This is a genomic window from Amycolatopsis pretoriensis (genome assembly GCF_900107925.1).
Lineage (GTDB): Bacteria > Actinomycetota > Actinomycetes > Mycobacteriales > Pseudonocardiaceae > Amycolatopsis > Amycolatopsis pretoriensis.
This window is the reverse complement of record NZ_FNUJ01000002.1, coordinates 1,131,470-1,157,338: the sequence shown is the minus strand read 5'-3', so window position 1 is coordinate 1,157,338 and position 25,869 is coordinate 1,131,470. Positions and strand designations below refer to the sequence as shown.

At 72.7% G+C, this 25,869-nt stretch carries 25 protein-coding genes; 12 read left to right on the top strand and 13 right to left on the bottom strand.

Going from position 1 to position 25,869, the window contains the following annotated elements; all coding sequences use genetic code 11:
• Positions 1–131: 131 nt before the first annotated feature.
• The 6 genes from BLV96_RS12085 to BLV96_RS12060 all read right to left on the bottom strand — a co-directional run bounded on the left by BLV96_RS12085 (position 132) and on the right by BLV96_RS12060 (position 7,497).
• Positions 132–254 (bottom strand): ribosomal protein bL36, encoded by a 123-nt coding sequence (locus tag BLV96_RS12085; protein WP_086684836.1) that lies wholly within the window; start codon positions 252–254, stop codon positions 132–134.
• Between the two features lie 75 nt (positions 255–329).
• The gene (locus tag BLV96_RS12080; RefSeq protein WP_086684839.1) at positions 330–1,499 is read right to left on the bottom strand and encodes a VWA domain-containing protein; all 1,170 of its coding nucleotides are present in this window, start codon (positions 1,497–1,499) and stop codon (positions 330–332) included.
• Positions 1,496–3,679, bottom strand: a complete 2,184-nt coding sequence (locus BLV96_RS12075; RefSeq protein WP_086684842.1) for a DUF5682 family protein — start codon at positions 3,677–3,679, stop codon at positions 1,496–1,498. The genes BLV96_RS12080 and BLV96_RS12075 overlap by 4 nt, the downstream gene beginning before the upstream one ends.
• Complete coding sequence (locus BLV96_RS12070; protein WP_086684845.1) at positions 3,676–4,761, bottom strand: ATP-binding protein; 1,086 nt, start codon at positions 4,759–4,761, stop codon at positions 3,676–3,678. The genes BLV96_RS12075 and BLV96_RS12070 overlap by 4 nt, the downstream gene beginning before the upstream one ends.
• Entirely contained in the window at positions 4,758–6,143 is a 1,386-nt protein-coding gene (locus tag BLV96_RS12065) for a DUF5691 domain-containing protein (RefSeq protein WP_091389069.1), read from the bottom strand. The genes BLV96_RS12070 and BLV96_RS12065 overlap by 4 nt, the downstream gene beginning before the upstream one ends.
• Positions 6,144–6,177: 34 nt before the next feature.
• Entirely contained in the window at positions 6,178–7,497 is a 1,320-nt protein-coding gene (locus BLV96_RS12060) for an SWIM zinc finger family protein (protein ID WP_244180178.1), read from the bottom strand.
• Between the two features lie 103 nt (positions 7,498–7,600).
• Here BLV96_RS12060 and BLV96_RS12055 point away from each other — a divergent pair, with 103 nt between their 5' ends.
• Positions 7,601–8,104: a PadR family transcriptional regulator gene (locus tag BLV96_RS12055; protein ID WP_086680582.1), complete on the top strand. Its 504-nt coding sequence runs from the start codon at positions 7,601–7,603 to the stop codon at positions 8,102–8,104.
• The gene (locus BLV96_RS12050; RefSeq protein ID WP_086680584.1) at positions 8,104–8,703 is read left to right on the top strand and encodes a GyrI-like domain-containing protein; all 600 of its coding nucleotides are present in this window, start codon (positions 8,104–8,106) and stop codon (positions 8,701–8,703) included. The genes BLV96_RS12055 and BLV96_RS12050 overlap by 1 nt, the downstream gene beginning before the upstream one ends.
• On the opposite strand, the gene BLV96_RS12045 is transcribed toward BLV96_RS12050, so the two are convergent.
• The 3 genes from BLV96_RS12045 to BLV96_RS12035 form a co-directional block, all read right to left on the bottom strand.
• A complete protein-coding gene (locus BLV96_RS12045; protein ID WP_086680586.1) occupies positions 8,688–8,951 on the bottom strand; it encodes a hypothetical protein in 264 nt (87 codons plus the stop codon). The genes BLV96_RS12050 and BLV96_RS12045 overlap by 16 nt on opposite strands.
• Positions 8,951–11,017, bottom strand: a complete 2,067-nt coding sequence (locus BLV96_RS12040) for an AMP-binding protein (RefSeq protein WP_086680588.1) — start codon at positions 11,015–11,017, stop codon at positions 8,951–8,953. The genes BLV96_RS12045 and BLV96_RS12040 overlap by 1 nt, the downstream gene beginning before the upstream one ends.
• 255 nt (positions 11,018–11,272) lie before the next feature.
• Positions 11,273–12,214 (bottom strand): helix-turn-helix transcriptional regulator, encoded by a 942-nt coding sequence (locus BLV96_RS12035; protein WP_086680590.1) that lies wholly within the window; start codon positions 12,212–12,214, stop codon positions 11,273–11,275.
• Positions 12,215–12,311: 97 nt separating this feature from the next.
• Here BLV96_RS12035 and BLV96_RS12030 point away from each other — a divergent pair, with 97 nt between their 5' ends.
• Positions 12,312–12,692 (top strand): VOC family protein, encoded by a 381-nt coding sequence (locus BLV96_RS12030; protein ID WP_244180177.1) that lies wholly within the window; start codon positions 12,312–12,314, stop codon positions 12,690–12,692.
• Here the strand turns inward: BLV96_RS12030 and BLV96_RS12025 are convergent.
• Entirely contained in the window at positions 12,646–13,086 is a 441-nt protein-coding gene (locus tag BLV96_RS12025) for a hypothetical protein (RefSeq protein ID WP_086680593.1), read from the bottom strand. The two genes, BLV96_RS12030 and BLV96_RS12025, sit on opposite strands and share 47 nt — an antisense overlap.
• 86 nt (positions 13,087–13,172) lie before the next feature.
• Here BLV96_RS12025 and BLV96_RS12020 point away from each other — a divergent pair, with 86 nt between their 5' ends.
• From BLV96_RS12020 to BLV96_RS12000, 5 genes are read left to right on the top strand one after another with little or no spacing between them, the layout of a single operon-like run.
• Positions 13,173–14,027, top strand: coding sequence for a helix-turn-helix domain-containing protein (locus tag BLV96_RS12020; RefSeq protein ID WP_143050957.1), 855 nt, complete (start codon positions 13,173–13,175; stop codon positions 14,025–14,027).
• Positions 14,020–14,208 carry a DUF397 domain-containing protein gene (locus BLV96_RS12015; RefSeq protein WP_086680595.1) on the top strand — a complete coding sequence of 63 codons (189 nt, stop codon included), beginning with the start codon at positions 14,020–14,022 and terminating at the stop codon, positions 14,206–14,208. The genes BLV96_RS12020 and BLV96_RS12015 overlap by 8 nt, the downstream gene beginning before the upstream one ends.
• A 49-nt stretch (positions 14,209–14,257) precedes the next feature.
• Positions 14,258–15,007, top strand: a complete 750-nt coding sequence (locus tag BLV96_RS12010; RefSeq protein WP_086680597.1) for a 3-hydroxybutyrate dehydrogenase — start codon at positions 14,258–14,260, stop codon at positions 15,005–15,007.
• Positions 15,008–15,044: 37 nt separating this feature from the next.
• Entirely contained in the window at positions 15,045–16,373 is a 1,329-nt protein-coding gene (locus tag BLV96_RS12005) for an MFS transporter (protein ID WP_086680599.1), read from the top strand.
• A 1-nt stretch (position 16,374) separates the two neighbouring features.
• The gene (locus tag BLV96_RS12000; protein WP_086680602.1) at positions 16,375–18,243 is read left to right on the top strand and encodes a helix-turn-helix domain-containing protein; all 1,869 of its coding nucleotides are present in this window, start codon (positions 16,375–16,377) and stop codon (positions 18,241–18,243) included.
• A 69-nt stretch (positions 18,244–18,312) separates the two neighbouring features.
• Here the strand turns inward: BLV96_RS12000 and BLV96_RS51230 are convergent, their stop codons facing one another.
• Entirely contained in the window at positions 18,313–19,455 is a 1,143-nt protein-coding gene (locus BLV96_RS51230) for an MFS transporter (protein WP_167379580.1), read from the bottom strand.
• Between the two features lie 30 nt (positions 19,456–19,485).
• Between BLV96_RS51230 and BLV96_RS11990 the strand changes: the two genes are divergently transcribed.
• Positions 19,486–20,496, top strand: coding sequence for a LacI family DNA-binding transcriptional regulator (locus BLV96_RS11990; protein ID WP_244180176.1), 1,011 nt, complete (start codon positions 19,486–19,488; stop codon positions 20,494–20,496).
• On the opposite strand, the gene BLV96_RS11985 is transcribed toward BLV96_RS11990, so the two are convergent.
• Complete coding sequence (locus tag BLV96_RS11985) at positions 20,486–21,379, bottom strand: NADP-dependent oxidoreductase (protein ID WP_086680606.1); 894 nt, start codon at positions 21,377–21,379, stop codon at positions 20,486–20,488. The genes BLV96_RS11990 and BLV96_RS11985 overlap by 11 nt on opposite strands.
• Positions 21,380–21,428: 49 nt before the next feature.
• On the opposite strand from BLV96_RS11985, the gene BLV96_RS11980 reads away from it, so the two are divergent.
• The 3 genes from BLV96_RS11980 to BLV96_RS11970 all read left to right on the top strand — a co-directional run bounded on the left by BLV96_RS11980 (position 21,429) and on the right by BLV96_RS11970 (position 24,508).
• Positions 21,429–21,965: a TetR/AcrR family transcriptional regulator gene (locus tag BLV96_RS11980; RefSeq protein WP_158104210.1), complete on the top strand. Its 537-nt coding sequence runs from the start codon at positions 21,429–21,431 to the stop codon at positions 21,963–21,965.
• Between the two features lie 81 nt (positions 21,966–22,046).
• The gene (locus tag BLV96_RS11975; protein WP_143050956.1) at positions 22,047–22,259 is read left to right on the top strand and encodes a hypothetical protein; all 213 of its coding nucleotides are present in this window, start codon (positions 22,047–22,049) and stop codon (positions 22,257–22,259) included.
• A complete protein-coding gene (locus BLV96_RS11970) occupies positions 22,256–24,508 on the top strand; it encodes a TOMM precursor leader peptide-binding protein (RefSeq protein ID WP_086680612.1) in 2,253 nt (750 codons plus the stop codon). Before BLV96_RS11975 ends, BLV96_RS11970 begins: the two co-directional genes overlap by 4 nt.
• Here BLV96_RS11970 and BLV96_RS11965 read toward each other — a convergent pair.
• A complete protein-coding gene (locus BLV96_RS11965) occupies positions 24,505–25,713 on the bottom strand; it encodes an extracellular catalytic domain type 1 short-chain-length polyhydroxyalkanoate depolymerase (RefSeq protein ID WP_086680613.1) in 1,209 nt (402 codons plus the stop codon). The genes BLV96_RS11970 and BLV96_RS11965 overlap by 4 nt on opposite strands.
• Positions 25,714–25,869: the final 156 nt, after the last annotated feature.

Genomic DNA, 25,869 nt, shown 5'->3' with positions numbered 1-25,869 from the left:
CCGGCGCCGGCCGCTCGCGAGGTGCGGCAGTCGGGCGGGCCGCCCCTTCGTCGTCGGGCCAGTTGCCGGGATTGCCGCGCGGCCGAGCCGGGTCGGGCCACCCGGCTCGGCCGCGCATCCCCCTCCGGGCCTCAGCCCTGGCGGGCCTTGTTGCGCGGGTTGTCCTTGTTGATCACCAGCACCTTCGTCCCCCGGCGGATGACCTGGGCACCCGGCTGGCGGGCGAGCGAGCGGATCGAGCTGCGGACCTTCATGGCGAGCCGTCCTTCCCGTGGGCACCCCGGCCCACATCCGCTTCAACCACCCACCCATCAGTTTCATTCCGCAACTCAGCTGGTCTCCCGCGCCACCCAGGACTGCAGGTCGTCACCCCGCACCGCCGCCGCCATCAGCTCCGGGAACTGGTCCGGCGTGCACGCGAACGCCGGTACTCCCAGCTCGGCCAGCGCTGCCGCGGTTTCGTGGTCGTACGACGGCGCTCCCGAGTCCGACAGCGCCAGCAGCGTCACCACCTGGACTCCCGCGCCCACCAGCTCGCCGATGCGGTGCAGGAGCTCTTCCTCGTCGCCGCCCTCGTACAGGTCGCTGATCAGTACCAGCAGCGTCTGCTCGGGGCGGCCGACCAGGCCCTGGCAGTACGCGATCGCGCGGTTGATGTCCGTGCCGCCGCCCAGCTGGGTGCCGAACAGGACGTCGACCGGGTCGGCGAGGTGCTCGGTCAGGTCCGCGACCTCCGTGTCGAACGCCACGAACGACGTCCGCAACGACCGCATCGACGCCAGCACCGCGCCGAACAGCCCCGAGTACACCACCGACTCCGCCATCGACCCCGACTGGTCGACCGCCAGGATCACGTCCCGCTGCACCGCCTGCTGACGCCGCCCGTAGCCGATCAGCTGCTCCGGCACGATCGTGCCCAGCTCGGGGGAGTAGTGCTTGAGGTTGCGGTGGATCGTGCGCGCCCAGTCGACGTCGCCCGGGCGGGGCCGGTGCGTGCGCGACGCCTTGTCCAGCGCGCCCTTGATCGCCGCGCGCGTGCGCTCGGCCAGCCGCTCCTCCAGCTCCTCGACCACCTTGCGGACGACCTCGCGCGCGGTCTCCTTCGTCTCCTCCGGCAGCACGCTGTTGAGCGACAGCAGCGTGCCGACGAGGTGCACGTCCGGCTCGACCGCCGACAGCAGCTCCTTCTCCAGCAGCATCCGGGTCAGGCCCAGCCGGTCGACCGCGTCGCGCTGCATCACCTGCACCACGGTGCTCGGGAAGTACCGCCGGATGTCACCCAGCCAGCGCGCGACCCGCGGTGCCGACGCACCCAGGTTCGCGCTGCGCGGGCCGCCCGCGGCCTCTTCGTCCGGCTTGTCGTAGAGGGCGGCCAGCACCGCGTCGACCCCACTGTCCTCATCGGACAGCTGGGTGTCGGACAGCCCCGACCCCTCGCCCGCGCCCTCGGCGCCCAGCACCAGCCGCCAGCGCCGCGCCCGCTCGGTGTCCGCGCTCACGCTCCCACCCCCAACAGCGTCGCCAGCACGGGCAGCACGCGTTCCGCCCGGTCCTCGTCCAGTTCCTCGGCCACCGCGACGACCGCCGCGGTGCCGTCGAGCCCCGCCGCCCGGTGGCCGATGGCCCGTTTCTCGGGTCCGCTGAACGCGCCGAACGTCCGGCGCAGCAACGGGAGCACCTCGGTGAAGACGTCGGCGGGGATCGCCGCGAGCCACGCGTCGATCACCCGCAGCAGGCCTTCGTCGTGCACCAGCAGCAGCGCGCCGCCGTCGAAGAAGCCTTCGACGTACGCCGCTCCCGCCGATGGCGCGATGCCCGGCGTGAGCGCGCGGCCCAGCCGCAGTTCGATGTCGAGCGCGTCGAGCAGCCCGGCGTCGTGCAGGATCCGGGTGAGCCGCCCGGCCAGCAGCGGCGGCAGCGACGGTCGTTCGGCCAGCCGCGCCAGCGCCGCGAGCCAGCGCTCCTTGGGCTCCTCACCCAGCAGCGACGTCGCGTCGTGCACCCCGTCGACCAGCTGCGCCATCCGGGCCGCGGCGTCGTCGTCGATCCCGTGCGTCGCCGGTGGCAGGCCGGCGCAGATCCGGTCGAGCATGCGGTCGGCGACCGCGCGCAGCGCGCCCGTGTCGGTGCCGCGCACGTTCCCGTAGCGCGTCGCCCGGGCCAGCGCGGGCAACGCCGACATGAGCCGCGCGACATCCGCGTCCGCCGCCGCCCGGGCGTCGAGTGCCGCGAGTGCCTCGGGCAGCGCCTCCGGCAGGTCGGCGAGCAGGCAGTTCTCGACGGCCGTGGTCACCTCGTCGAGCGGGGGCGTGCCCTCGACGGTGCCGCGGACCGCGGCGGTGGCCGCCGACGGCACTGTCGTGCCGTACACCGCCGCCGCGACCAGGTCGACCTCGAACGACGGTTCCCAGGCCAGCGCCCAGGTTTCCCGGAACGTGCCCTTGTTCCGCCGCGCCGACGCCTCCCGGCTGCCCCACTCGATGCCCAGGATCCGCAGCCGGTGCAGCAGCTTCGAGCGGTCGAGCCCGCCGGGGGTGCGCAGGTCGAGGTCGAGCTCCTTGACGATCGGATCCTTCTTGAGCCGCAAGCGTTTCGCCGTCGCGGTGAGATCTGCGGCCAGCGGTGGCTGCGGCACCCGGTCGGGCACCTCGCCGAGCCGTTCCCCGACGACCAGCCGCCGCGTGACCAGCTCGACCTGCACCTCGTCGCCGCCGCACAGCACCGATCGGGTGGCTTCGGTGACCTCGGCCAGCCCGGCCGAGGACCGCCCGCGCAGCGTGGCCAGGGTTTCGGCCAGCCGGACCGCCTCGATGACGTGCGCGGTCGAGACGGGCAGGTCTTCCTCGCGCAGCACCGCCGCGACGCCGGCCAGCCAGCGCGTGGTGACGTCGTCCGGCGTGGTGAACAGGTGGTGGTACCAGCCGGGGGAGCGCACGCCCGCGCCGTAGCCGCTGGCCGTGGCGAGGCGGCCGTGGGTCCACGGCACCCACGTGCACGCGACCTTCCGCTTCGGCAGTCCTTTGAGGACGGACTGGTCGTGCGACGCCGGCGGCAGCGGATCGGCCAGTGCGGGCACGTGCCAGGCGCCGCAGACGACTGCGATGTTCTCGAAGCCGTCCTTGCGGGTGCGGCGCAGCACCGAGCGCATGTACGCCTCGCGCCGCGCTTCGCTGCCCTGGGGCGGGTCTTCGTCTTCGCGCACCGCCGTCATCGCGTCCGCGATCACGTCGAACGGGTTTTCGCTGTCCCGCCGGGACTCGACGACGTCGTCCCACCAGCGCTCCGGGTCGTCGTAGCCGCCGGCCGAGGCCAGCAGCGCCAGCGGGTCGACCGGCGGGCCCGCGTGCTCGTCCGGACCGGCGGCGAACGTGTGCGCGGCCGGGAGATCGCAGAACCGCACGGGAATCCCGGCTTCCCGCGCGTACGTCAGCGCTTGCCACTCGGGGCTGAAGACGGCGAACGGCCAGAACGCGGCCCGCGAGACGTCGTCGGTCGCGTATGCCAGCAGCGCGACCGGCGGCTGCATCGCCGGGTCCTCGGTCAGCTCGACCAGGGCGTCGGCTTCCGGGGGACCCTCGATCAGCACGACGTCGGGCTCCAGTTCGGCGAGCCGCGTCGCCACGGCCCGGGCGGATCCCGGGCCGTGGTGGCGGATGCCGAGCAGGTGGGTCTCGGTCACGAGATCTCCTGGCCCGCCCGGTAGAAGTCGGCCCAGCCGTCGCGCTCGCGGACGACCGTCTCGAGGTACTCGATCCAGATCGCGCGGTCGGCCACCGGGTCCTTGACGACCGCGCCGTGGATGCCGGCCGCGATGTCGTGCGGGCGCAGCACGCCGTCGCCGAAGTGGGCGGCCAGCGCGAGGCCGCCGGTCAGCACGCTGATCGCCTCGGCCGTCGACAGCGTGCCGGACGGCGACTTCACCGCCGTGCGCCCGTCTTCGGTGCGGCCCGAGCGCAGCTCGCGGAACACGGTGACCACCCGGCGGATCTCGGCCAGCTCGGCGGCCTCGGCGGGCAGCTGCAGCGACGTGCCCAGCTCGGCGACGCGGCGGCTGACGATCTCGACCTCCGCCTCGGCGCTGTCCGGCAGCGGCAGCACGACGGTGTTGAACCGCCGCCGCAGCGCGCTCGACAGCTCGTTGACGCCCTTGTCGCGGTTGTTCGCCGTCGCGATCAGGTTGAAGCCCGGGCGCGCCTGCACCTCGGTGCCCAGCTCCGGGATCGGCAGGGTCTTCTCCGACAGGATCGTGATGAGCGAGTCCTGGACGTCGGCCGGGATGCGGGTCAGCTCCTCGAGGCGGGCGAGCTTGCCGTCCCGCATCGCGCGCAGCACCGGGCTTTCGACCAGCGCGGCGGCACTCGGGCCCTCGGCGATCAGCCGGGCGTAGTTCCAGCCGTAGCGGATCGACTCCTCGGACGTGCCCGCGGTGCCCTGCACCAGCAGCGTCGAGTCGCCGCTGATCGCGGCGGAGAGGTGTTCGGACACCCACGTCTTCGCCGTGCCGGGCACGCCGAGCAGCAGCAGCGCGCGGTCGGTGGCCAGGGTGGCGACCGCGACCTCGATCAGCCGCCGCGGGCCGACGTACTTCGGGGTGATCACCGTGCCGTCCGGCAGGGTGCCGCCGAGCAGGTACTCGACGACGGCCCACGGGGACAGGTTCCAGTTCGGCGGCTTGGCCCGCTCGTCGGCGGCGGCCAGCGCGGCCAGCTCGGCGGCGTGGTCCTGTTCGGCGTGCGGCCGGAGGACGGTGGGGGCGGTCATGCGAGCTCCTCGTACATTTCGCGGCGGAAGTTCAGCGTTTCGGTGAGCGCCCGGCGCCACGGCCCGGCGTCCATGGTCAGGCGGGTGGTGGCCAGCGGGTGGCGCAGGCACCGCGGCGGGACCGCGCGGGCGATCACGACGGCGGCGTGCGAGACCAGGCGGTGGTCGTCCTGGCGGGCGATCCAGTCGAGCAGGGCGGTGCCGAGCTCCTTCGTCCACGGCCGGGGTAGTTCGTGCACCAGCCGGGCGAACGATTCGACCGGTAGCCGGCCGATCAGGTGCCCGACGGTGGCGGCCTGGCTCGCCGGGCCGAGCACGCCGAGCAGCGGCGGCGTCGTGCGCCCGCCGGGGTCGGCGCCGATCAGCGCTTGGGCCCAGGTTTCGTCGCGCTGACGCAGGGCGGCGGTGGCCCAGGAGTCGCGCAGGACACCGGCCGGGCAGCCTTCGACGGTCATCCGGACGACCTCGGCGGGCGGCCCGAATTCGGTCCAGAAGGCGAGCGGCGCGGCGGCGACGAGGGTGCGCAGCCGGACGGTGCCGTCGCCGCGTTCGCCTTGCGGCACGGTGACTTCCAGGATGCGGCCCCGGCGGCGGACGAGCGGCCGGAGGCGTTCGGCCATGCTTTCGCCGTACCGGGTGCCGGGCAGCCGGCCGAGCAGTTCGGCGGCGCGTTCGCGCACGGCCGCCGCGCGGTCGGTGAGGGCGGCTTCGAGGAAGTCTTCGTCTTGGGCTTCGAGGTGGCCGGCGAGCACGCCGAGGAAGTCCGAGCGGACGTCGGCGGGTTCGGTCTTCCAGGAGGTGTGCAGGGCTTCGCGGGCCGCGGCGGGGTCTTGGGTGAGTTTGGCGGCGAGCCAGCGGCGGCGCTGGGTGAGGCTGCCGTACTGCCAGACGTCGGCCTGTTCTTCCGCGGGCGCGCAGAGGTAGGACCAGTCGGGGTTCCGCTGCCCGAGCCACGCCCCGACGGGCCCGGCGACGGCGACGAGGGGCCCCCGCAGGGCGGCTTTGCTCCGGGCGGCTTCGGCGAGGAGGGGGAGGGTTTCGGGCGGGACGCGGTAGTCCGTGCCGGCGACGATGCCGAGCCATTCGAGGAGGAGGTCGGGGTGGCTGGCGGCGAGCAGGCGGGCCAGGCGTTCGCGCGCCAGCGGCGGGACGAAGGGGCGGTCGTCGTGGGACGCGACGGGGAGGGGACGGACGTCGTGGAGCGGCTGCCGCCCGGCGCGGCGGTAGGTGGTGAGGACGGCCGCCGCGGTGAGGAGCTGTTCGGCGGGGTCGGGGCGGTCCTCGATGAGGTTCTGGACGGCGGCCGGCTGGGTGGCGGGGTCCAGCGTGCGACGGCGGGTGCCGAGGAGCGCGGTGCCGACGAGGTCTTCCCAGGCTTTCACGGTCGCACCTCCTGTTCGTGGGTAAGGGAAAAGCTCACAGCCGCACCGCCCGGTTCTCGTGCCAGCAGGTCAGCGGCCTCAGTCCGGCCGGGCTCCACTCGCCTGCCACCGTCAATGGCCGGCCCGCCGACATCGCCAGCAACGACCACGGCCACGCGTACGGCACCAGCGGCAACGCCGTTCCGTCCTTTTCGGACAGACACCAGCCGCCACCGTGTTCCGCCGGCGTCACTCCCGACAACAACACCGGCCAGCGCTCCAGCCAGGGGTCCGCCGCCATCGCTCGCGCGTACGCTGCCAGCGCCTCGGAAATCGATCCGCCGGACGCCGCCGAGGCCGCCGAGGGCACCTCGCGCTCCACCACCAACGCCCGCAACGGGGCCGCGCCCGGGTAGAACGCCAGCTCCGCCGTCAGGAAATGCCCTGGTGGCAACGAAGAATCCAGTGGACGCCCCGGCGGCGCGAACGACAGCACCAACGCGTCCCGGCCGGTAAGACGCCCGCGCAACCACGTTCGGCGCGTCAGCAGGCGGTCGTTCTCCTCGTCCGCCGCGCCCGTGATCAGCCACTCGTCCGAGACTCGCTCGCCCTGCTCGAGCACCCGGGCCGTCTCGACCGAAAACCCCAGCCGGGTGCGGACCGTTTCCGCCAAGGGCAACGGCAAAGCGTCCAATCGGGTCGCCGAATCCGCCAGCAGGTACACCAGCGACAGCTCGCCCAGCAACGCCTCCGGCCAGTCGCGGCGGCCGACGATCCCCGCCGCCCGGCGCAAGCCGCCCGCGAGGCCGGACGCCTGTGCGTCCACCATCCGCGCGGCCACCGTGCGCAGCTCTTCACCGCCGCTGCGCTCGAAACCCGCGAAGCCCGCGCCGATCCGGTCGGTCAGCCACACCTTCAGCTCCGCGACACCACCTTCGACGCGCGCCGCCCGCTCCGATGCCCGGCGAGCGGCCGCTTCCTCGTCCTTCGGGCCGGCCGCTTCCGCGCGTTTCTCCGCGCGGCGGGCCCGGTCGGCGCGTTCGGCCAGCCACGTGTGCACCCACTCGGGCGGTTCCGCCGTGTCGATCCGACCAGCGGCCCACAACAGCAACAGCCCGAGCGCGTGCTTGCACGGGAACTTCCGGCTGGGACAGGAACACCGGAACGCGGGCTCGGCGAGCTCGACGCACGTCTGGTACGGCTTCTTGCCACTGCCCTGGCAGAAGCCCCACACGGCGTCTTCGGACGCACCCGCACCCGACCACTTCGCCGGCGCGGCCAGCGCCCGGCCCGCCTTCTCCGAAGCGGGATCCGGCGCCAGCCCGGCCACGCGTTCCGCGGTCCACGGCACCGCCGTCACCACCTGTCCCCCCACTGTTCCGACCTCGCTTTCCGGTACTCGCTGAAGCATGCCAGCACCCACCGACAATTTCCGGCAGCCTTGACGAACCGGGCTATTCCAGCACTAGAATACTGACGTGCTGACCGACGCGGAACTGACCGTCCTCGGCCTCGTCGTCGAGCGGCCGAGGCACGGCTACGAGCTGGACGAAGTCGTGTCCGAACGCGGCATGCGCGAGTGGACCGCCCTCGGGTTCAGCTCGATCTACTACGTCCTCGGCAAACTCCGCGACCGCGGCCTGGTCGCCGAAGTCGCCGAAGAACGCGCGCACGCCAAGGCCAAGAAGACGTACACGGCCACCGACGCCGGCCGGCGAGCCTGCGCGGCGGCCGCGGAAGCGGCCATCGCCGAACTGCGCCCGGTGCACCCGCCGGTGCTGGTCGGGCTGGCCAACAGCCCGGCGATCCCACCCGGCCGGCTCGCCGCCGCCCTGGCCCGGCGCGCCGAAGCCGTCGAGGAACGCCTGGACGAAGTGCGCCGGGCCGCGCGAGCCGACGCCCCGCCCTTCGTCCGCGCGATCTTCGACTACTCCCTCAAGCAGCTCGAGGCGGAAGCCGCGTGGCTGAAAGGACTGGCCTGATGCCCTACGACGTCAAGAAGGACCTGAAGCAGCTGTACGCGCCGAAGAACACCGACTGGGCCCTGCTCGACGTGCCCGAGCAGCAGTTCCTCGCCATCGACGGCCGCGGCAACCCCAACACCGCCGACAGCTATAAGAAAGCCGTCGAAGCCCTCTACTCCTTCGCCTACACGATCAAGATGACGGCCAAGCGCACCGGCGAGGACTTCGTCGTCGGACCGCTCGAAGGCCTGTGGTGGGCCGAGGACTACGCCGCGTTCACCGTGCGCGCCAAGGACTCCTGGCAGTGGACGATGCTGATCTCCCTGCCCGGACACCTCGGTGAGGACGCCGTCGAAGAAGTCCGGGAAGCCGTGCTGCGCAAGAAGAAGATCGACGCGCCGGTCCGGCTCGAGAAGCTGCACGAAGGCCGCTGCGCGCAGGTGCTGCACATCGGCTCCTACGACGACGAAGCCCCGCTGCTCGCCCGCCTGCACGACGAGTTCCTCGAGCGCGAAGGACTCAAGCCGACCGGCCTGCACCACGAGGTCTACCTCGGCGACCCGCGCCGGACCGAGCCCGCGAAGCTCAAGACCGTACTGCGTCAGCCCGTCGGCTGATCCAGCTCGGCGAGGCCGCTTTCCCAGCGCTCACGCCGTTGCTCGGACGTCTGCTCCCACCACGGCTCACCGCGCTCGCCCAGCGCCACCTTCGCCGTCTGGGTACGCGCGCGGTCCTGGACGCGCCGCGCCGCCATCAGGTGCTTCTGCAGGCGGTCGCGGACGTCGTCCGGGATTTCGGGGTCCGTCGCGCGCCACCGGCGGCCGTTCACGACGATGTACCGGCCGTCCGGCGTGTGCTCGGGCATCAGTACTCGCTGGTGACCGGCCAGGTGTCGTCGTGCAGCAGGCGCTTGAGGATCTTGCCCGTCGCGTTGCGGGGCAGGTCCGGCACGAAGTACACGTCGCGCGGCACGGCGAACCGGGCCAGCCGCTGGTGGATGTAGGCCCGGATGTCCTCCGCGTGCAGCGAGGCGCCGCGCCGCGGGACGACGTACGCCGCCAGCCGCTGGCCCCACTCCGCGTCCGCCACGCCGACCACCGCCGCGTCGTGCACACCGGGCAGCGCCACCAGCGCTTCTTCCACCGGACGGGGGAAGACGTTCTCGCCGCCGGACACGATCATCTCGTCGGCCCGGCCGGTGACGAACAGGCGGCCCGCCGCGTCCAGGTAGCCGACGTCGCCGGTGGCCATCAGGTCCGCCGCGCGCGCCGGGTCCGTCCCGTTCGTGTAGCCGTCGAACAGCATGTCGTTGCCCACGAAGATCTGGCCTTCGCCGCCGGGCGGGACCTGCTTGCGGTCCTCGTCGAGGATCGCGACGCGCGTGCCGAGCGGGCAGCGCCCGGCCGTGGTCGGCGCCGCGCGCAGGTCGGCCGGGGCGGCGATGCTCGCCCACGACACCTCGGTCGAGCCGTAGAAGTTGTAGAGGACGTCGCCGAAGGTGTCCATGAACTGCGTGACGAACGCCCCGGACATCGCCGACCCGCTGCTCGCGACGATCCGCAGCGACGACAGGTCGTAGCGCGCGCGGACCCGCTCGGGCAGATCCATGATGCGCTGCAGCATGATCGGCACGGCGAACAGCGCGTCGCACTTCTGTTCCGCGATCGCCCGCAGCGTCTCTTCGGCGTCGAACTTGCGGATCAGCGCGAGCGACGCCCGCAGCGCCATGCCGAGCTGCATCGCGGCCAGGCCCCAGCTGTGGAACAGCGGCGCCGCGACCATGATCCGGTCACCGGCGCGCAGCGGGATGCGGTCGAGGATCGCCGCGGCCGTCCCCATGCCCTTCGGCGTGGGTCGCCGCGCGCCCTTCGGCGTCCCGGAGGTCCCGGACGTCAGCACGACGACGCGGCCCGGCCGGTCGACCGGCTTGGGCGGGTCGGCGGGCGCGGCGTGGATCAGCTCGTCGACGGTCGGGTAGCCGGTCTCGGCGTCCGGCCAGGTGCTGATCCGGGCGAAGTCGCCCGGGACGTTCGCGATGGTCTGCGCGAACTCGTCGTCGGCCAGCACGGCGGCCGGCTGGTGCTCGGCGAGCACGTCCTTGACCGAGGCCGCGGACAGGCCGGTGTTGAGCAGGATCAGGTCGGCGCCGAGCTTGCTGGCGGCGACGAACGACTCGACCATCGCGGCGTGGTTGCGGCACATCAGCGCGATCCGGTCGCGTTCGCCGACGCCGAGCTCGCTCAGCCCGTTCGCGAGCCGGTCGCTGCGCTCCTGGACCTGCTTGAAGGTGCGGAGGCTGCGCTCGTCGTGCAGGGCGGGCTCGTCGGGGACGCGGGCCGCGGCGGCCTGGTAGCCGCCGGCGATGGTGGCGCCCCACTGGGCGAGGGAGCTGAGCTGGCGGGCGATCTTGTCCGGGCGGCCCGCGGACAGGACGCCGGCGCGCACCAGGACGCTCGTGGTGCGCAGCTTCGTGGCCTTGTTGCCGTCGCGGTCGGCGTCGGGGTCGGCCTGGCCGGCGAGGTGCAGATCGAGGCGCCGGGCGAGCGCGCGGACGTCCTTCTTCACCGAAGACACCAGATCGGCGTGCGACGGCGGCAGCATCATCCGGACGAACAGCTCGGTCTTGCCGCCGGCCAGCGGTCTCAGCTCGAGCGACACCCACGTGCCTTCGTCGGGGACGCCGCACCACACGACGTGTTCGCCCGGCCGGTACACGACGGCCTGGACCTGCGCCTCCATCAACGGCCCGCGCTCGGGGGCGATCCGGATGACGCCCTTGGGCCCCCGGCCGCGCGCGGCGTGTTCGACGATCTCGCACCCGGCGATCTCGGGAACGAACCGCGAATACCACTCCGGCGAACCGACGATCTGCCACACCACATCCGGCGTGTGCCCGACCACGGCGCTCGCCTCGACTACATCGTCACGCATCGTCTGCCCTCACCGCAGGGGATCACCGAACACACGTTCAGGTCACGGAGACGTCACAGTAACAGCAAACGGGTGATCCCGGATACTCCGAACGGCCAGATACCGGAGAGTAACGGACACTCGTAGTAGGTCCTCCTAGTGTCCACTGTGGAGTGATTAACGCCGTTCACCGAGGATAACGGCCACGGGGAGTATGCGCAGGCCGCCGTCGGCGTCTTGAATGAGTCATTCAGGACCGCTGGCGCCCTGAATGACTCATTCAAGACATCCGGGGGCATAGCGGGTAATCAGTTCACGGCCGAGGCGGGCCAGCTCAGCTTTGACGGACTCCGGGGACTCCACCTCGACGAGCGCGCCCCACCCCGCCAGCTCCTGCGCGATCATGATCGGCGCCGGCGCGGCGACCCGGGCGCGGACCCGGTCGCCGGGCAGCTCCGCGACCAGCTCGCAGTGCCGGCCGAACCGGTCGCGCAGCACGCCGAAGTGGCGGCGGGCGAGCACCACGTCCGAGGTGAGCAGTGACCGGCGTTTCTCGATCTCCTCGACGACCTCGTCCCACACCTTCGCCAGTTCGAGGTCGGCCGGGCGATCCGCGGCCTCCTCGGTCGGGACGGGCTCGGCGATCCGGTCGACCCGGAACGTCCGGCGCCCGGCGGGCGTCCCGGCGACGAGGTACCAGACGTCGTCCTTGTCGACCAGGCCCCACGGGTCGACGAGCCGCTCGCGCCCGCTGTAGGTGAACCGGACGCGCCGGCGCGCGATGACGGCGTCCCGCAGCAGCTCGACCACCGGCGGCCGGTCCTTGACGCGTTCGCCCCAGCCGGCCGGGTCGACGACGACCGCGTCCGCGGCCGCCTCGGCGCCGGAGCGGAACGTGCCCGGCAGCGCGCCCATCAGCTTGCGCAGGGCCGACTTGACCTCCGGTGACGCGGCCGCCGCGGGACCGGCCAGGAGGAAGAGGGCTTGGGACTCGCGCGCGGTCAGGCCGGAGAGGTCGGTGCGCGCGCCGCCGACCAGTTGCCACCCGCCGCCGCGGCCCGGCTGCGGGTAGACGGGTACGCCCGCCGTCGAGAGCGCTTCGAGGTCACGGCGGGCCGTCGCGACCGAGATTTCCAGCTCCGCGGCCAGTTCGGCGGCCGTGACGCGCCCGCGCGTCTGCATCAGCAGCAAAGTGGCGACAAGACGGTCGGCGCGCATGGAAGGAGTGTCGCAAACAAAGTGCTCAGTTGATGAGCACTTTGACTCCGCATGATGGCTCCAGACCGCTTGAGAGGAGCAGAACATGCTGCGAGGAATGGCCACCGTTTCCTACTTCGCCGACGACCACACCGCCGCGCGGGCCTGGTACACGGAGTTCCTGGGGATCGAGCCGTACTTCGAACGGCCCGGGTACGCCGAGTTCCGGATCGGCGACCACCAGCACGAACTCGGGGTGATCGACCGCAAGTACGTCCCGGCGAGCATGGGCGGGCCGAGCGGGGAGATCGTCTACTGGCACGTCGACGACCTCGACGCGACCGTCGCCCGCTTGAAGGAGCTGGGCGCGAAGGAGTACGAGCCGATCACCGAACGGGGGCCCGGGTTCGTGACGGCGTCGGTCGTCGATCCCTTCGGGAACGTCCTCGGCGTCATGACGAACGCGCACTACCTCGCTGTGCTGGCGGAACGCTCATGAGGCGGTAGGCCTCCTTCACGCACTTGTCGCACCGCTCGTGCCGGACCGTCTTCTCCGCCGGATCCGTGCCGTAGAAGGGGAAACAGCCGGCGCCGCAGCTCGCGAAGTAGATGAGGCCGAGCCGGACCTCGCCGCGGCCGACGTAGTGCGCGAGACGGCGGCGCGGATCCGGCCCGCACTCCGGGATCCAGCCGTGGGCGGGCAGGCGGGCGGCGGCGATGTCGTCGAGGACGCCCGCGCGGCCGATCAGGTCCGAGCCGAGGCAGGTGAGGCGCTCGCCGAGGTCGCGCATGCCGTCCGCGCGCAGGGGCGGGCCGGCGAGCCAGGCGACGTCGCCGGGGAGGGTCGCGGCCAGGTCGCGCAGACGGGTCAGGAGGGCGTGGTCCGGGTCCATGACCTGCAGGAAACCTGACGCGGATTTGTGACACCAGCCGACGAGCGGCCGCGGGAACTGTCGGACCGCGGTGACAGAATGCGCTCATGGCGACACCCTTCGCGACACCCCGGGCGAGAGCGCTCGGCTTCGGGCTGCGTGAGTCACGGATGGCCCGCAACCTCGGCGTGCGTGAGCTGGCGAGGTTGATCGGGGTGCTTCCGCAGGAGCTGAGCAATTGGGAGTACGGGAAGCGGATTCCCAAGGTGGAGCAGGTGGGGCTGCTCATGGGGGTGTTGGTGGTGGAGCCGGGGGAGCGGGCCCGGCTCCTCGACCTCGCCAAGAACGCGCGGGAGCCGAGCTGGCTGGAGAAGCGGGTTCCGGGCGTTGCGACGAATGTTTCGAACTACGCCGAGCACGAGCGCGCGGCGGACGCGATCTTCGACTGGGAGCCGGCGGTGATCCCCGGACTCTTCCAGACTCCGGCCTACGTGCGTGCCTTGATGAGGGCGCGAGGCCTGCAGCCGGAGCAAGTCGAGCGGGTGGCGCAGTCGAGGTTGGAGCGGCGCAAGGCGCTGACGAGGCACGACCCGCTTGACTACCACGTGTTGGTAGGGGAAGTCGCCATGCGAGCTGAAGTCGGCGATGCGCAGGTGATGGCCGAGCAGCTTCGGTACCTGCTCAAAGCGAGCCAGCGCCGGCACATCAGGCTTCAGGTGATGCCGGTGCCGGTCGGGCCAGCAGATGGCCCGTCCCACAACTTCGCTGTGCTCGACTTCCCGGCCCTGCCATCGATCGTTTTCGTCGAGCTCCATCACGCGAGCGCCTACCTCTACGATGACGATCAGGTGGCCAGTTATCGCGCGGCGGCGAAATCGATGGCGGCATCCGCGATGGGCGAGGGCGAGAGCGCTCAGTTCATCGAGGAGGTGATCGCCGAACTCGGAGGCTCAGATGGGTGAGTGGCGGACTTCCCGCTATTCGGAGCGGGAGAACTGCGTCGAAGTGGCGCTCGGACCTGCGGCAAAAATCCGCGACACCAAGGACCGCACCGGCGGCATCCTCGAAATCTCCACCCGATCGTGGGATGCCTTCGTGATCGACCTATGTAGCTCCAACCCACGGGATCTTCGCGAGGTGTAGCTCTCGCACACATAGCCCGCGACCCGGGTCACGCTTACCGTTCCCGTCCATGACCAGCGATCTGGACGGGCGCACCGCTCTCGTCACCGGCGGGGCCTCGGGCATCGGCCTGGCCTGCGTCCGCGCGCTCGCCGCGGCCGGGGCGAAGGTGCACGTCGTCGACTTGGACGCCGCCAAAGCCGAAGCCGCCGCCACCGAGGTCGGCGGCTGGGCGCACGCCGCCGATCTCACCGATCCCTCGACGATCGATGCCCTCCCCGCCGAAGCCGACATCCTCGTCAACAACGCCGGGATCCAGCACGTCGCTCCGCTCGAAGACTTCCCGCCGGACGTCTTCACGCGCATCCAGTCCCTCATGGTCACCGCTCCTTTCCTGCTGATCCGGCACGTCCTGCCGTCGATGTACGCGCGGGGATGGGGCCGGATCGTCAACATGTCGAGCGTCCACGGGTTGCGGGCTTCTCCTTACAAAGCCGCTTACGTCGCCGCCAAGCACGGGCTCGAAGGCCTCTCGAAGGTCGCCGCCCTCGAAGGGGCGGCACACGGTGTCACCAGCAACTGCGTGAACCCCGGGTACGTCCGCACGCCGCTGGTCGACAACCAGATCGACGCGCAGGCCATCGAGCACGACATCCCGCGCGAGGACGTCGTCTCCGAGGTCCTCCTCAAACGCGCCGCGATCAAGAAGCTCATCGAAACCGACGACGTCGCTTCCCTGGTGACGTGGCTGTGCTCGCCGCACGCCGGCCACGTCACCGGGGCGTCCATCCCGCTCGACGGCGGCTGGACCGCCGCGTAACAGCCGCCCGAAAACCCACAAGGAAGTGGAGCCCGCAGTGAGCCAACCCCACCGGTCGGCGATCGCCAAGATCGTCGGCGCGAGCCTGATCGGCACCACCATCGAGTGGTACGACTTCTTCCTCTACACCTCGGCCGCCGCCCTCGTCTTCAACAAGCTGTTCTTCCCGACGGCGAACCCGCTGACCGGCACGTTGCTGGCGTTCCTGACCTACGCCGTCGGGTTCCTGGCCCGTCCGATCGGCGGCCTGGTCTTCGGCCACTACGGCGACCGGCTCGGCCGCAAGAAGCTCCTGATCGTCAGCCTGGTGCTGATGGGCGGGTCGACGTGCCTGATGGGCGTCCTGCCGACGTACGCGAGCGCCGGCGTCGCGGCTCCTCTTCTCCTCACGCTGCTCCGGCTGATCCAGGGTTTCGCGCTGGGTGGCGAGTGGGGCGGGGCCGTCCTGATCGTCTCCGAGCACGGCGACGACCGCCGCCGCGGCTTCTGGGCGAGCTGGCCGCAGTGCGGCGCGCCCGGCGGCAACCTCCTCGCGACCGCCGTCCTGGCGATCCTTTCGGCCACGCAGTCGGATGCGACGTTCATGTCGTGGGGCTGGCGCGTTCCGTTCCTGCTCTCCGGCGTGCTGCTGCTGATCGGGCTGTGGATCCGGCTGGCCGTCTCGGAGTCGCCGGTGTTCCTGGCCGCGCAGAAGCAGGCCGAGAGCCACACCGAAAAGCACGTGCCCGTCGTCGAGGTCTTCCGCGACAGCTGGCGCCAGGTGCTGATCACGATCGGCGCGCGGATGGCCGAAAACGTGTCGTACTACGTGATCACCGCGTTCATCCTCGTGTACGTCACGACCGGGCTGCACCTGCCCAAGGGCGTCGGCCTGACCGCGGTGCTCATCGGCTCGGCCGTGCACTTCGTGACGATCCCGCTGTGGGGGGCGCTGTCCGACCGCGTCGGGCGGCGTCCGGTGTACCTGTTCGGCGCGATCGGGATGGCGTTGTGGGGCTTCGCGTTCTTCGCGCTGCTGGACACGAAGTCGTCGCCGGTGATCGTGCTGGCCGCGACCGTCGGGCTGGTGCTGCACGGCGCGATGTACGGCCCGCAGGCCGCGTTCTTCGCCGAGCAGTTCCCGACGCGGGTGCGCTACACCGGGCTTTCGGTCGGCGGGCAGCTGTCGTCGATCGCCGCGGGCGCCGTCGCTCCGCTGATCGCCGTCGCGCTGTTCTCCGCATGGGGCAGCACGGTGCCGGTGTCGCTGTACGTCGCCGCGATGTGCGTGCTCACGGTGATCGCACTGCTCTCGGCCCGCGAGACGCGCGGCGAATCGCTGCACGACGACGACGTCCGGGCGGAGACGGCGGCCGTTTCGCCCTAGCATGACGGCCGTGACCGGATCGACCGACGCCGTGCGCCGGCTGCTCGACCTGCTCGCCTCCGGGGCGAGCAGCGAGCAGCTGGCGCACGTCGTCGTGGCCGCCCGCGCCGAAGGCGTGCTCGGCGCAGCCGACCTGGCCGCGCTGGCCAGCGCGGGGGAGCTGGCGCTGCGGATCCGCGAGACGCTCGCCGAGCACCGGCGGCGAGAGGCCCAGCTCGGCGCGTTGTTCGACACCGCGAGCGAGCTGGCCGCACTGTCCGATCCGGACACCGTGCTGCGGTCGATCGTCCGGCGGGCGCGGGCGCTGCTGAACGTCGACGTGTCGTACCTGTCGCTGAACCGCGAGGCCGAGAACAAGACGTACGTGCGGGTCAGCGACGGGTCCGTGTCGGCGGAGTTCCAGCAGATCGTGCTCGGCATGGGCGAGGGGCTCGGCGGGCTCGTCGCGCAGACCGCGCGGCCGTACGCGACGGCGGACTACTTCAACGACGAGCGGTTCAAGCACACCCGGCACATCGACTCCGGCGTCAAGGACGAGGGCCTGACCGCGATCCTCGGCGTCCCGCTCGCGATCGGGCCGAAGGTGCTGGGCGTGCTGTTCGCGTCCGACCGCGCGACGCGGGAGTTCAGCCCCGACGAGGTGGCTTTGCTGTCGTCGCTGGCCGACCACGCGGCGATCGCCCTGGACAGCGCGAACCTGCTCGACCAGACGCGCAGGGCCGTCGCGGAGCTGAACGAAGCCAACGCGACGATCCGCGCCCACACCGAGGCGATGGAACGCGCCCAGGACGCCCACGACCGGCTGACCGACCTGGTGCTGCGCGGCGGCGACCTGCCGGACGTCGCGGCGGCGGTCGCCGGGGTGCTGCACGGCGACCTCACGGTGTACGACGCCGACGGCACGCTCCTGGCCGCCTCGGCGGCCCCGGCCCCGCTGGACCCGGAGGCGCTGTTCGCGGCCCGCGCCGCCGGCCGCGCGGTGTCCACAAAGGACAGCTGGGTGTGCGGTGTCCAGGCCGGTCCCGAACTGCTCGGCAGCCTGGTGCTGACGGGTCCCGACGGCCTGTCCGACCCCGACCGGCGGCTGTTCGAACGCGCCGGCGTCGTGACGGCGTTGCTGCTGATGCTGCGGCGATCGGTCGTCCGGGCGGAGGACGAGGTCCGCGGCGAGCTGCTGACCGACCTGCTCACCGCACCGGACCGCAACCCGCGGGCGCTGCTCGCGCGCGGCCGCCGGCTGGGGATCGACCTGTCGGCACCGCACGCGGTCCTGGTCGCGCACGCGGACGGCGGCTCGCGACGGCGGCTGGCGAGCGCGGCCGCGCGGCACGCGACGCTGGTGGGCGTGCACGCGGAGGAGGTCGTCCTGCTGGGCGCGGGCGACCCGGACGAGCTGGCCCGCCGCGTGGCGGCCGACCTCGGCGCGGCGACCGGCCGCCCGGTGACGGTCGGGGCGGCGGGCCCGGCGAGCGGCCCGGCCGCGATCGCGTCGGCGCACGGAGAGGCGGCGCGGTGCGTCCGGGCGTTGCTGGCGCTGGGCCGGACCGGTGAGGGCGCGGCGATGGCGGGGCTGGGGTTTCTCGGGCAGCTGCTGGGTGATCACGCGGATTTGGACGGGTTCGTGCGGCAGACGCTGGGACCGGTTCTGGACTACGACGCGCGGCGCGGGACCGAGCTGGTGGCGACGCTGCGGGCGTACTTCGCGAGCGGGTCGCAGCTGGCGCGGACGAAGGATGTGTTGCACGTCCACGTGAACACGGTGGTGCAGCGGCTGGAGCGGGTGGCGTCGCTGCTGGGGGAGGACTGGCAGGCCCCGGACCGGGCCCTGGAAATCCAGCTGGCCCTGCGGGTGCACCGGTTAGGTGGCTGAAGGGCACCTTCCTCGCGTCAGATGAGACGAAGGTGCCCTTCAGCGCGCCACATGCGAGGAAGGTGCCCTTCAGCTCGCGAACGCCCTCGAGCGCCACACCACGAGTGCTGACGTGAGGCCGCCCGTCGCCGCGATGAGCACCGCCGCCGGCAGCATCCCGTGGTCCAAGCCCAGCCCGCCCAGCGCGGCACCCAGCGCGATGCCGATCTGGAACGCCACGATGTACACCGCCGACGCCAGGTCCGGCCGGTCCTTCGCCACCCGCAGGACCGCCGCCTGCAGCACCACCCCGATCCCCGCCGCCGGGCCGGCCCACGCCACGATCGCCGTCCCCGAGACCACCGGGCCCGGAGACACGAGCAGGCCCAGCATGCAGACCGCCAGGCCGGCCGTCGTGACCAGCGCCGTCGCGCGCGGGTGGTGGTCGATGTGGCGGCCGATCAGCACCAGGCCGAGCAAGCCCGCCAAGCCGTGGGCGAACAGCAGCAGCGACGTCGACGGCCCGGTCAGGTGGACGTACCGCGCGATGATCGCCGTGATGTAGGTGAACGCGGCGAAGTGCCCGGTCACGACCAGCAACGTCGTCACGTTGACCGGGAACTGCGCGCGGTCGACGGCGATCCGGGAGCCGGAAGCGGGGGCGAGGGCGGGCATCGGGGCGACCGTCACGCGGATGACCAGCGCCGTCACCGCCGCGACCGCCGCCACCACCAGGACCGCGAACCGCCAGCCGAACGTCGTGCCGAGCCACGAACTCACCGACAGCCCGAACAGGAACGCCAGCGAATTGCCCGCGAACACGACCGCCGTCGCGCGGCCGCCCCGGCCGGGGCCGAGCAGCCGGGCGGCCATCGACGCCACGACCGACCAGAAGACGCCGTGGCCCGCGGCCGCCACCAGCCGGGCCGCGATCGCGACGCCGTAGTTCGGCGCGAGGGCCAGCACCACGTTGGACACCACGACCATCCCGAGCGTGACCAGCGCCGTCGTCCGGCGGTCCCAGCGGGACGTCAGCGCGACCAGCGGCACCACCGAGACCGCCACGACCAGCGCGTACCCGGTCATCAGCAGCCCGATCGACGAGTCCGCGACGCCGAGCCCGGACGCGAGCTGCGGCAGCAGCGCCACGGGCAGGTTCTCCGAGGTCACGGACACGAAGCAGGCGGCGCTGAGCGCTCCCAGGGCCAGTCGCGTCCGGGATTCGACGAGCATTGTTTAACGATACACAGCTAGGGTGGGCCCATGTCCAGACCGACGATGGCCGACGTCGCGCGCCGGTGCGGGGTCTCGGCGATGACCGTGTCGTACTGCTACAACCAGCCCGACCGCGTCGCGCCCGAGACACTGCGCCGCGTCCGCGAGGTCGCCGCCGAGCTGGGCTACCGCGGGCCGGACCCGACCGCGCGGTCGCTGCGGCGGCGGCACAACGGCGCCATCGGCGTCGTGCTCGGCGAACACCTCGCGTACGCCTTCGAAGACCCGCAGGCCCGCCGGTTCCTCGCCGGCGTCGCCGAGGTCTGCCGCGAGCGCGGCAGCGGGCTCAACCTTATCCCGACGACCGGCGCGGCGGACGACGTCGAGCGCGTCCGGTCGGCGTCGGTCGACGGCTACATCGTGTGGACGACCGTCGACGACGACCCCGTGCTCGACGTCGTGAGCGGGCTCGGCAAGCCGGTCGCGATCCACGGCGGCCCCGCGTTCGCCGGGGCGCGCGTGGTGACCATCGACAACCGGGCGTCCGCGCGAGAACTCGCCGCACGCGCCTTCGCCGGGGCGCGCCGGCCGGCCGTGCTCAGCTTCCCCTTCGACCGCGACCGCCGGCCCCGGCTGGAAACCGCGCCGGAGCCGGAATCCATCGCGTTCCCGGTCACGCGGGAGCGGCTCCTCGGCATCTACGACCACCTCGGCGACCCCGGTGGCCTGCCGGTCGCGGTCGTCGCCCGCAACGACCGCGACGAAGCCGCGAAGCAGGCCGAGGCGCTCCTAGACACCGAGCCCGACGCGGTGATCGCCATGAGCGACCAGCTGGCGTTCGCCGTCCTCGACGCCGCCGGCCGCCGCGGCCTGCGCGTGCCGGACGACCTCGCGGTCGCCGGCTGGGACGACGACCCGGACGCCGGGCGCGCCGGGCTCACGACCGTCGCGCAGTCGCTGTTCGAGCAGGGCCGGGACTGCGCCTTGATCGCGTTGGGCGCGCGCGAACCCGGCCGGCCGGCCGAGTGGACGACGAAGGTCCGGGCGTCTACCCGCTGACCCGCACGACGAGCTTTCCCCGCCGCGGCCCGCGTTCGGCGGCGGCGTGCGCGGCGGCCGCGTCGGTGAAGACCGCCTCGACCGGCACGCGGAACCGGCCCTCCTCGACCAGCTTCGCCGCGTGAGCCAGGCCGTGGCGTCCGTCCGGTTCACCGCCCAGCGCACCGGTCGACACGCGAACGCCGTGGGACGGCCCGCTGAAGTCGGCGAGCGTGACGACCGACGACGGCGTCCCGGTCAGTTCGATCAGCTCCGGCAGCGAACCCTTCCCGGCGACGTCGAGGGCCGCGTCGACCCGCCCGGGAACCCGCGCCGGCAGGCCGGGTCCGTACGGAACCGGCGTCGCACCCAGGCTTTCGACGAACTCCAGGTCGCCGCCCGTCCCGAGCACCCGCGCGCCCCGCGCGAGCGCCAGGCCCACGACGAGACTGCCGACGCCGCCGGACGCGCCGTCGACCAGCAGCGTCATGCCGTCGCGGACGTCGAGGAGGTCGAGCGCGCGGGTGGCCGTTTCGATCCCGGACGCGGCCGCTCCCGCCTGTTCCCACGGCATCGACGGCGGTTTGGGCGCCCAGAACGCGAGCACGGCGAACTCGGCGGTCGCCCCGCCGAGCCGGGCGACGTCGACCGCGCCGAAGACCTCGTCGCCGACCGCCGCGCCGGGACCTGCCTCGTCCACGACGCCCGCCGCGTCGACGCCGGGGATGTGCGGCAGGGCGATCGGCGCCCGCGACTTCCCGGCGCGGATCGCCAGGTCCACCGGCGACACCCCGGCCGCCCGCACGCGGATCCGCACCTCGCCGGGACCGGCGTGCGGCTCCGGGAGCTCGCCCGCCGACAGGACTTCCGGCGGACCGAACCGCTCGAACCGGGTTGCGAACATGGCGCCTAGGCTAGGAAAGATCAGCGGCGCCGAACGGGAAGTGAGAACCGTGGCCGACGAACCGACTCGGAAACGGCGGGTGGACGCCGAACACAACCGCCGTCACCTCGTGGCGGTCGCGCACACGGCCTTCGCGCGCCACGGCCCGGACCTGCCGGTGCGCGAGATCGCGCGGCGCGCGGGCCTGGCCACCGCGACCGTCCACCGGCACTTCCCCTCGCGGGCCGACCTCGTCGCGGCGGTAGCCGCCGGCCAGGTCGACCGGTGCGAGCGGCAGCTGCGGGCCGCGGTGGCCGACCCGGACAGCCGCCGCGCGCTGACCCGCACGTTCCACCGCTTCGGTGAGTGGCAGGCCGAAGAACCGGGGCTCACGAGTGTCCTTTCCGGACCGGAGTTCGCCGGCCGGCGCCGCGCGCACGCCGAAGCGTTCGCGCGGCTGGTCGAGCGGGCCCGCGCGGACCGCGTCCTGCGGCCCCGGGTGACGATCGACGACGTCCGGCTCGCGTTGACGGCCCTGACGTCGGCGCGGACGGGCGAGTCGGCGCGGCGGCTGACCAGGGTGCTGCTGACCGGGCTGCTGCGCTGATTGCCCCCATCCGGCCCTGGTGGACCCCCGGAACACCAGGGCACGATGGAAGTTGCCGGGAACGACATCGAGGGGGATTTCGTGGACGAGTTCACACACGCGCTCGAGACGGCCTTCGGGGCCGGGCCGGCCGGGTCGGCGGAGCTGACGGTCGACCGGCTGGACGGCCGGGCGGCGACGGGCGTCGGCGGGAACGACCCGGTGCGGCCGTCGGTCAGCCCCTGCCGGCTGGAACACCCGGGCACCTATTGCCTGTGCCAGGCCGGGACGCCGGTGGCCGCGATCCGCGGGTGACCGAACCGCGCCGGCCGCTCGTCGGGTTCAAGCGCCACCTGAGCGTCGCGGTGGTGCCCGGCGACGCCGTGTACGTGCTTTCCGAAGACGAGGCCGCGGCCCTGCGCGGTCCGCACCTGGAGTCCCTGGTCCCGTTGCTGGACGGCACCCGGGACTTCACCGCGGTGCGCCGCGAGTTGCCCGGGGACATCCCCGCCGAGCAGGCGGCCGGCCTGCTGACCCGGCTCGCGGAGACGCAGGTGGTCGGTCTGCGCGCCGCGGCCGGTTCCGCGGCGGACCCGGCCGCCCTGGCCTACTGGGACGCCATGGGCGGCGACGGCGAAGCCGCGACGGCCGCGGTCGCGCGCGGCCGGGTCGCACTGGCCGGCGCGGCTGCCACGCCGGCCGCGGCGGAAGCCTTGCGCGCGTCGGGACTCACCGTGGTCGAGCGAGCCGGGGAAGCGGACCTCTCCGTCGTGCTGTGCCGGGACTACCTCGAGGCCGGTCTGTCCGAAGTGGACGCACGGCAGCGGGCGGCCGGGCGGCCCTGGCTGCTCGCCAAGCCGGCCGGGGCGTGGCTGTCGATCGGCCCGTTCTTCACCCCCGGCGACGGCCCCTGCTGGCACTGCCTGGCCACGCGGCTGTGGGGCAACCGCCCCGCCGAAGCGCACGTCCGGGACAGCCTCGGCCTGCCGGGGCCGCTACCGCGCCCGGAGGCCACGCTCACCCCGCTCACCGCCGTCGCGGTGAACCTCGTCGCCCTGGAAGCGGTCAAATGGCTGGCCGGACAGCGAACTCCCGCCCAACGTGCACTGTGGACGTTCGACAGCAGCGACCTGACCGGGGAACGGCACGAGGTCCGCGCCCGTCCGCAGTGCGCCTCCTGCGGGAACCCGGAGCTGGTGCGCGAGCGGACCCGCCGGCCCGTGTGCCTGGCACCCAGGGCGAAGGCCGACACCGCGGGCGGCGGGCACCGCGCGGTACCGCCGGAGCAGGTGCTCGGGACCTACCGGCACCTCGTCAGCCCGCTGACCGGCGTCGTCAAGGAGCTGCGGCGCGACACGCGCGGCCCCGCCCTGTTCGCCACCTACCGCTCCGGTCCCAACATCGCGCTGGGCCGGCGCGGCGCCGACCGGTTGCGCACGGCCCTGCGGAGCCAGAACGGCGGCAAAGGCGTCACCCCGGTCCAGGCCGAGGTGGGAGCGCTGTGCGAGGCCCTCGAGCGGCACAGCGGCCACTACGACGGCGACGAAGAACGGGTGCGGGGCAGTTTCCGTTCACTGGGCGACGCGGCGGTGCACCCCGACACCTGCCAGCTGTTCCACGAGCGCCAGTACCCCGACCGGGTGCGGGCCCGCGAGCGCCACGGCCCGTTCCAGTTCGTCTGCGACCCGTTCGACGACGACGCCGAGCAGGACTGGACGCCGGTGTGGTCGCTCACCCGCGGCGAGCACCGGTTGTTCCCGACCGCGATGCTGTACTTCGGCGTGCCCGCCGAACCGGGGCCGGTGTCCGTGTTCGCGGACTCCAACGGCAACGCGGCGGGGAGCACGCTCGAAGACGCCGTGCTGCAGGGGCTGCTCGAGGTCGTGGAGCGCGACGCCGTCGCGCTGTGGTGGTACAACCGCACCCGCCGGCCGGGCGTCGACCTCGACGCGTTCGGTGATCCGTGGCTCGGCGAGCTTCGCCGGGTGTACGCCGGGGTGGGCCGGGACGTCTGGGTGCTGGACGTGACCTCCGACATCGGGGTACCCGTCTTCGTCGCGCTGTCCCGGTGCGTCGCCGGACCGTCCGAGAAGATCATGCTGGGCTTCGGCGCGCACCCCGACCCGGCCGTCGCTCTGCGGCGCGCGCTGACCGAGCTGAACCAGATGATGCCCGCCGTCCTCGACGGGTGGGACGGCGGCGACGACCCGGACGCGGCCCGGTGGCTGCGCGAAGCCACGGTGGCCGAGCAGCGGTACCTCCTGCCCGATCCGGCGCGACGGGCGGTCGGACCGGCCGACCACGGCTACGCGTACTCGGCCGACCTGCTGACGGATCTGCGGCTGGTACGGGCGAAGGTGGAGCGCGCCGGGCTGGAGGTGTTCGTGCTCGACCAGACGCGCCCGGACATCGGCCTGCCGGTGGTGAAGGTGCTCGTCCCGGGGATGCGCGGGCTCTGGGCGCGGTTCGCGCCGGGCCGGCTCTACGACGTGCCGGTGCGGCTCGGCCGGCTGGCCGAGCCGCACGGCTACGACGACCTCAACCCCTTCCCGATCTTCCTCTAGCACTGCCCGTCGGCGAGGACCCAGTAACCCGGGGACGTTTCGCGCAGGGCGTGCGTGGTGAACGTGTTCCACAGGCCCATGGCCTGGTTGGAGCCGTTCGCATACGTCTGGCCGGCGCTCTGGTGCGCGCGACCCGCCTGAGTGTGGGCGTAGTTGCTGGCGTTCACGCAGGCGCCCGCCGGCGGGGTGGACGTCGTCGTCGTGGTCGTCGGCGGCGGGGTGGCGGTCGTCGTCGTGCCGCCGGATCCCTTGTCCAGGCCCCAGAACACGCCCGTGTAGTAGCTGGAGCAGATGCCCGCGAGGAAGTACGCGCCGGTGCTGCCGCACTGCGTCGCGCCGGTGCCGGGGTCGACGGCCGTGCCGTGGCCCATGCCCGCGATCGAGTACAGCTGGACCTTGTCGGCGTAGTTCGTCAACGTGGTGCTCCCGGGCAGGGACTGGGTGCTCGTCGGGGTCTGGGAGACGCCGTGCACCGCGGTCCACTGGTCACGCAGCTCGGTACCGTTGACCGGGTAGACCGTGTAGTCGCCGGTGCCCTGCCAGATCGCGACGCGCGGCCACGGGCCGCTGTAGCCGGGGTACTGGGCCTTCGCGCGGGACGCCCACTGCGCCGGCGTCAGGTTCTGGTTGTTCTGCTGGCAGTTCGTCGCCTCGGTGACGCTCGTGGCGCACTGCGCGGGCAGCCCGGCGTTGATGCCACCGCCGGCGAAGACGTCCGGGTAGGCCGCGAGCAGGTCCGCCGTCATGCCGCCGCCCGCCGACAGGCCGGTGACGAAGACGCGCGAACGGTCCGAGCCGTGGTCGGCGATCGCTTTGTCCACCATGGACTTGACGGACGCGGCCTCGCCGTTGCCCCGGGTGTCGTCGGCGGTGCCGAACCAGTTGAAGCACTTGAGCGAGTTGTTCGCGGTCGACTGCTGCGGGAACACGACCTCGAAACGCCACTTGTCGGCGAGCTGGGGCCAGCCGGAGTGGGCGTAGTAGTCCGACGCGCTCTGCGTGCAGCCGTGCAGGGCGACGACGACCGGGCGGCCGCTCTCGAGCCCGGACGGCGTGTAGGTGTACATCGCGAGGGCGCCCGGGTTGGCGCCGAAGTTCGAGACCTGGACCAGGGACGACGCCGGCGGGTCGGCGCTCGCCACCCCGACGGTGGTGAGCACGGCGGCGGTGATCGCGGCCAGTCCGGCGAGGGCGAGTTTGCGCATGGGGAGTCCTTCTCGTCGTTGAGAGGGTTTCCAGCGACGCTAGGTCGGTCCGGTGGCCTGGACCATGTGGCCGTCCACCACATCCCCGCGGCGATTCATGGTGACCGCCGGGGTGGCTCTCGGCGGGCGCACGCGCTTGGGTTCTGTTCCATCGAG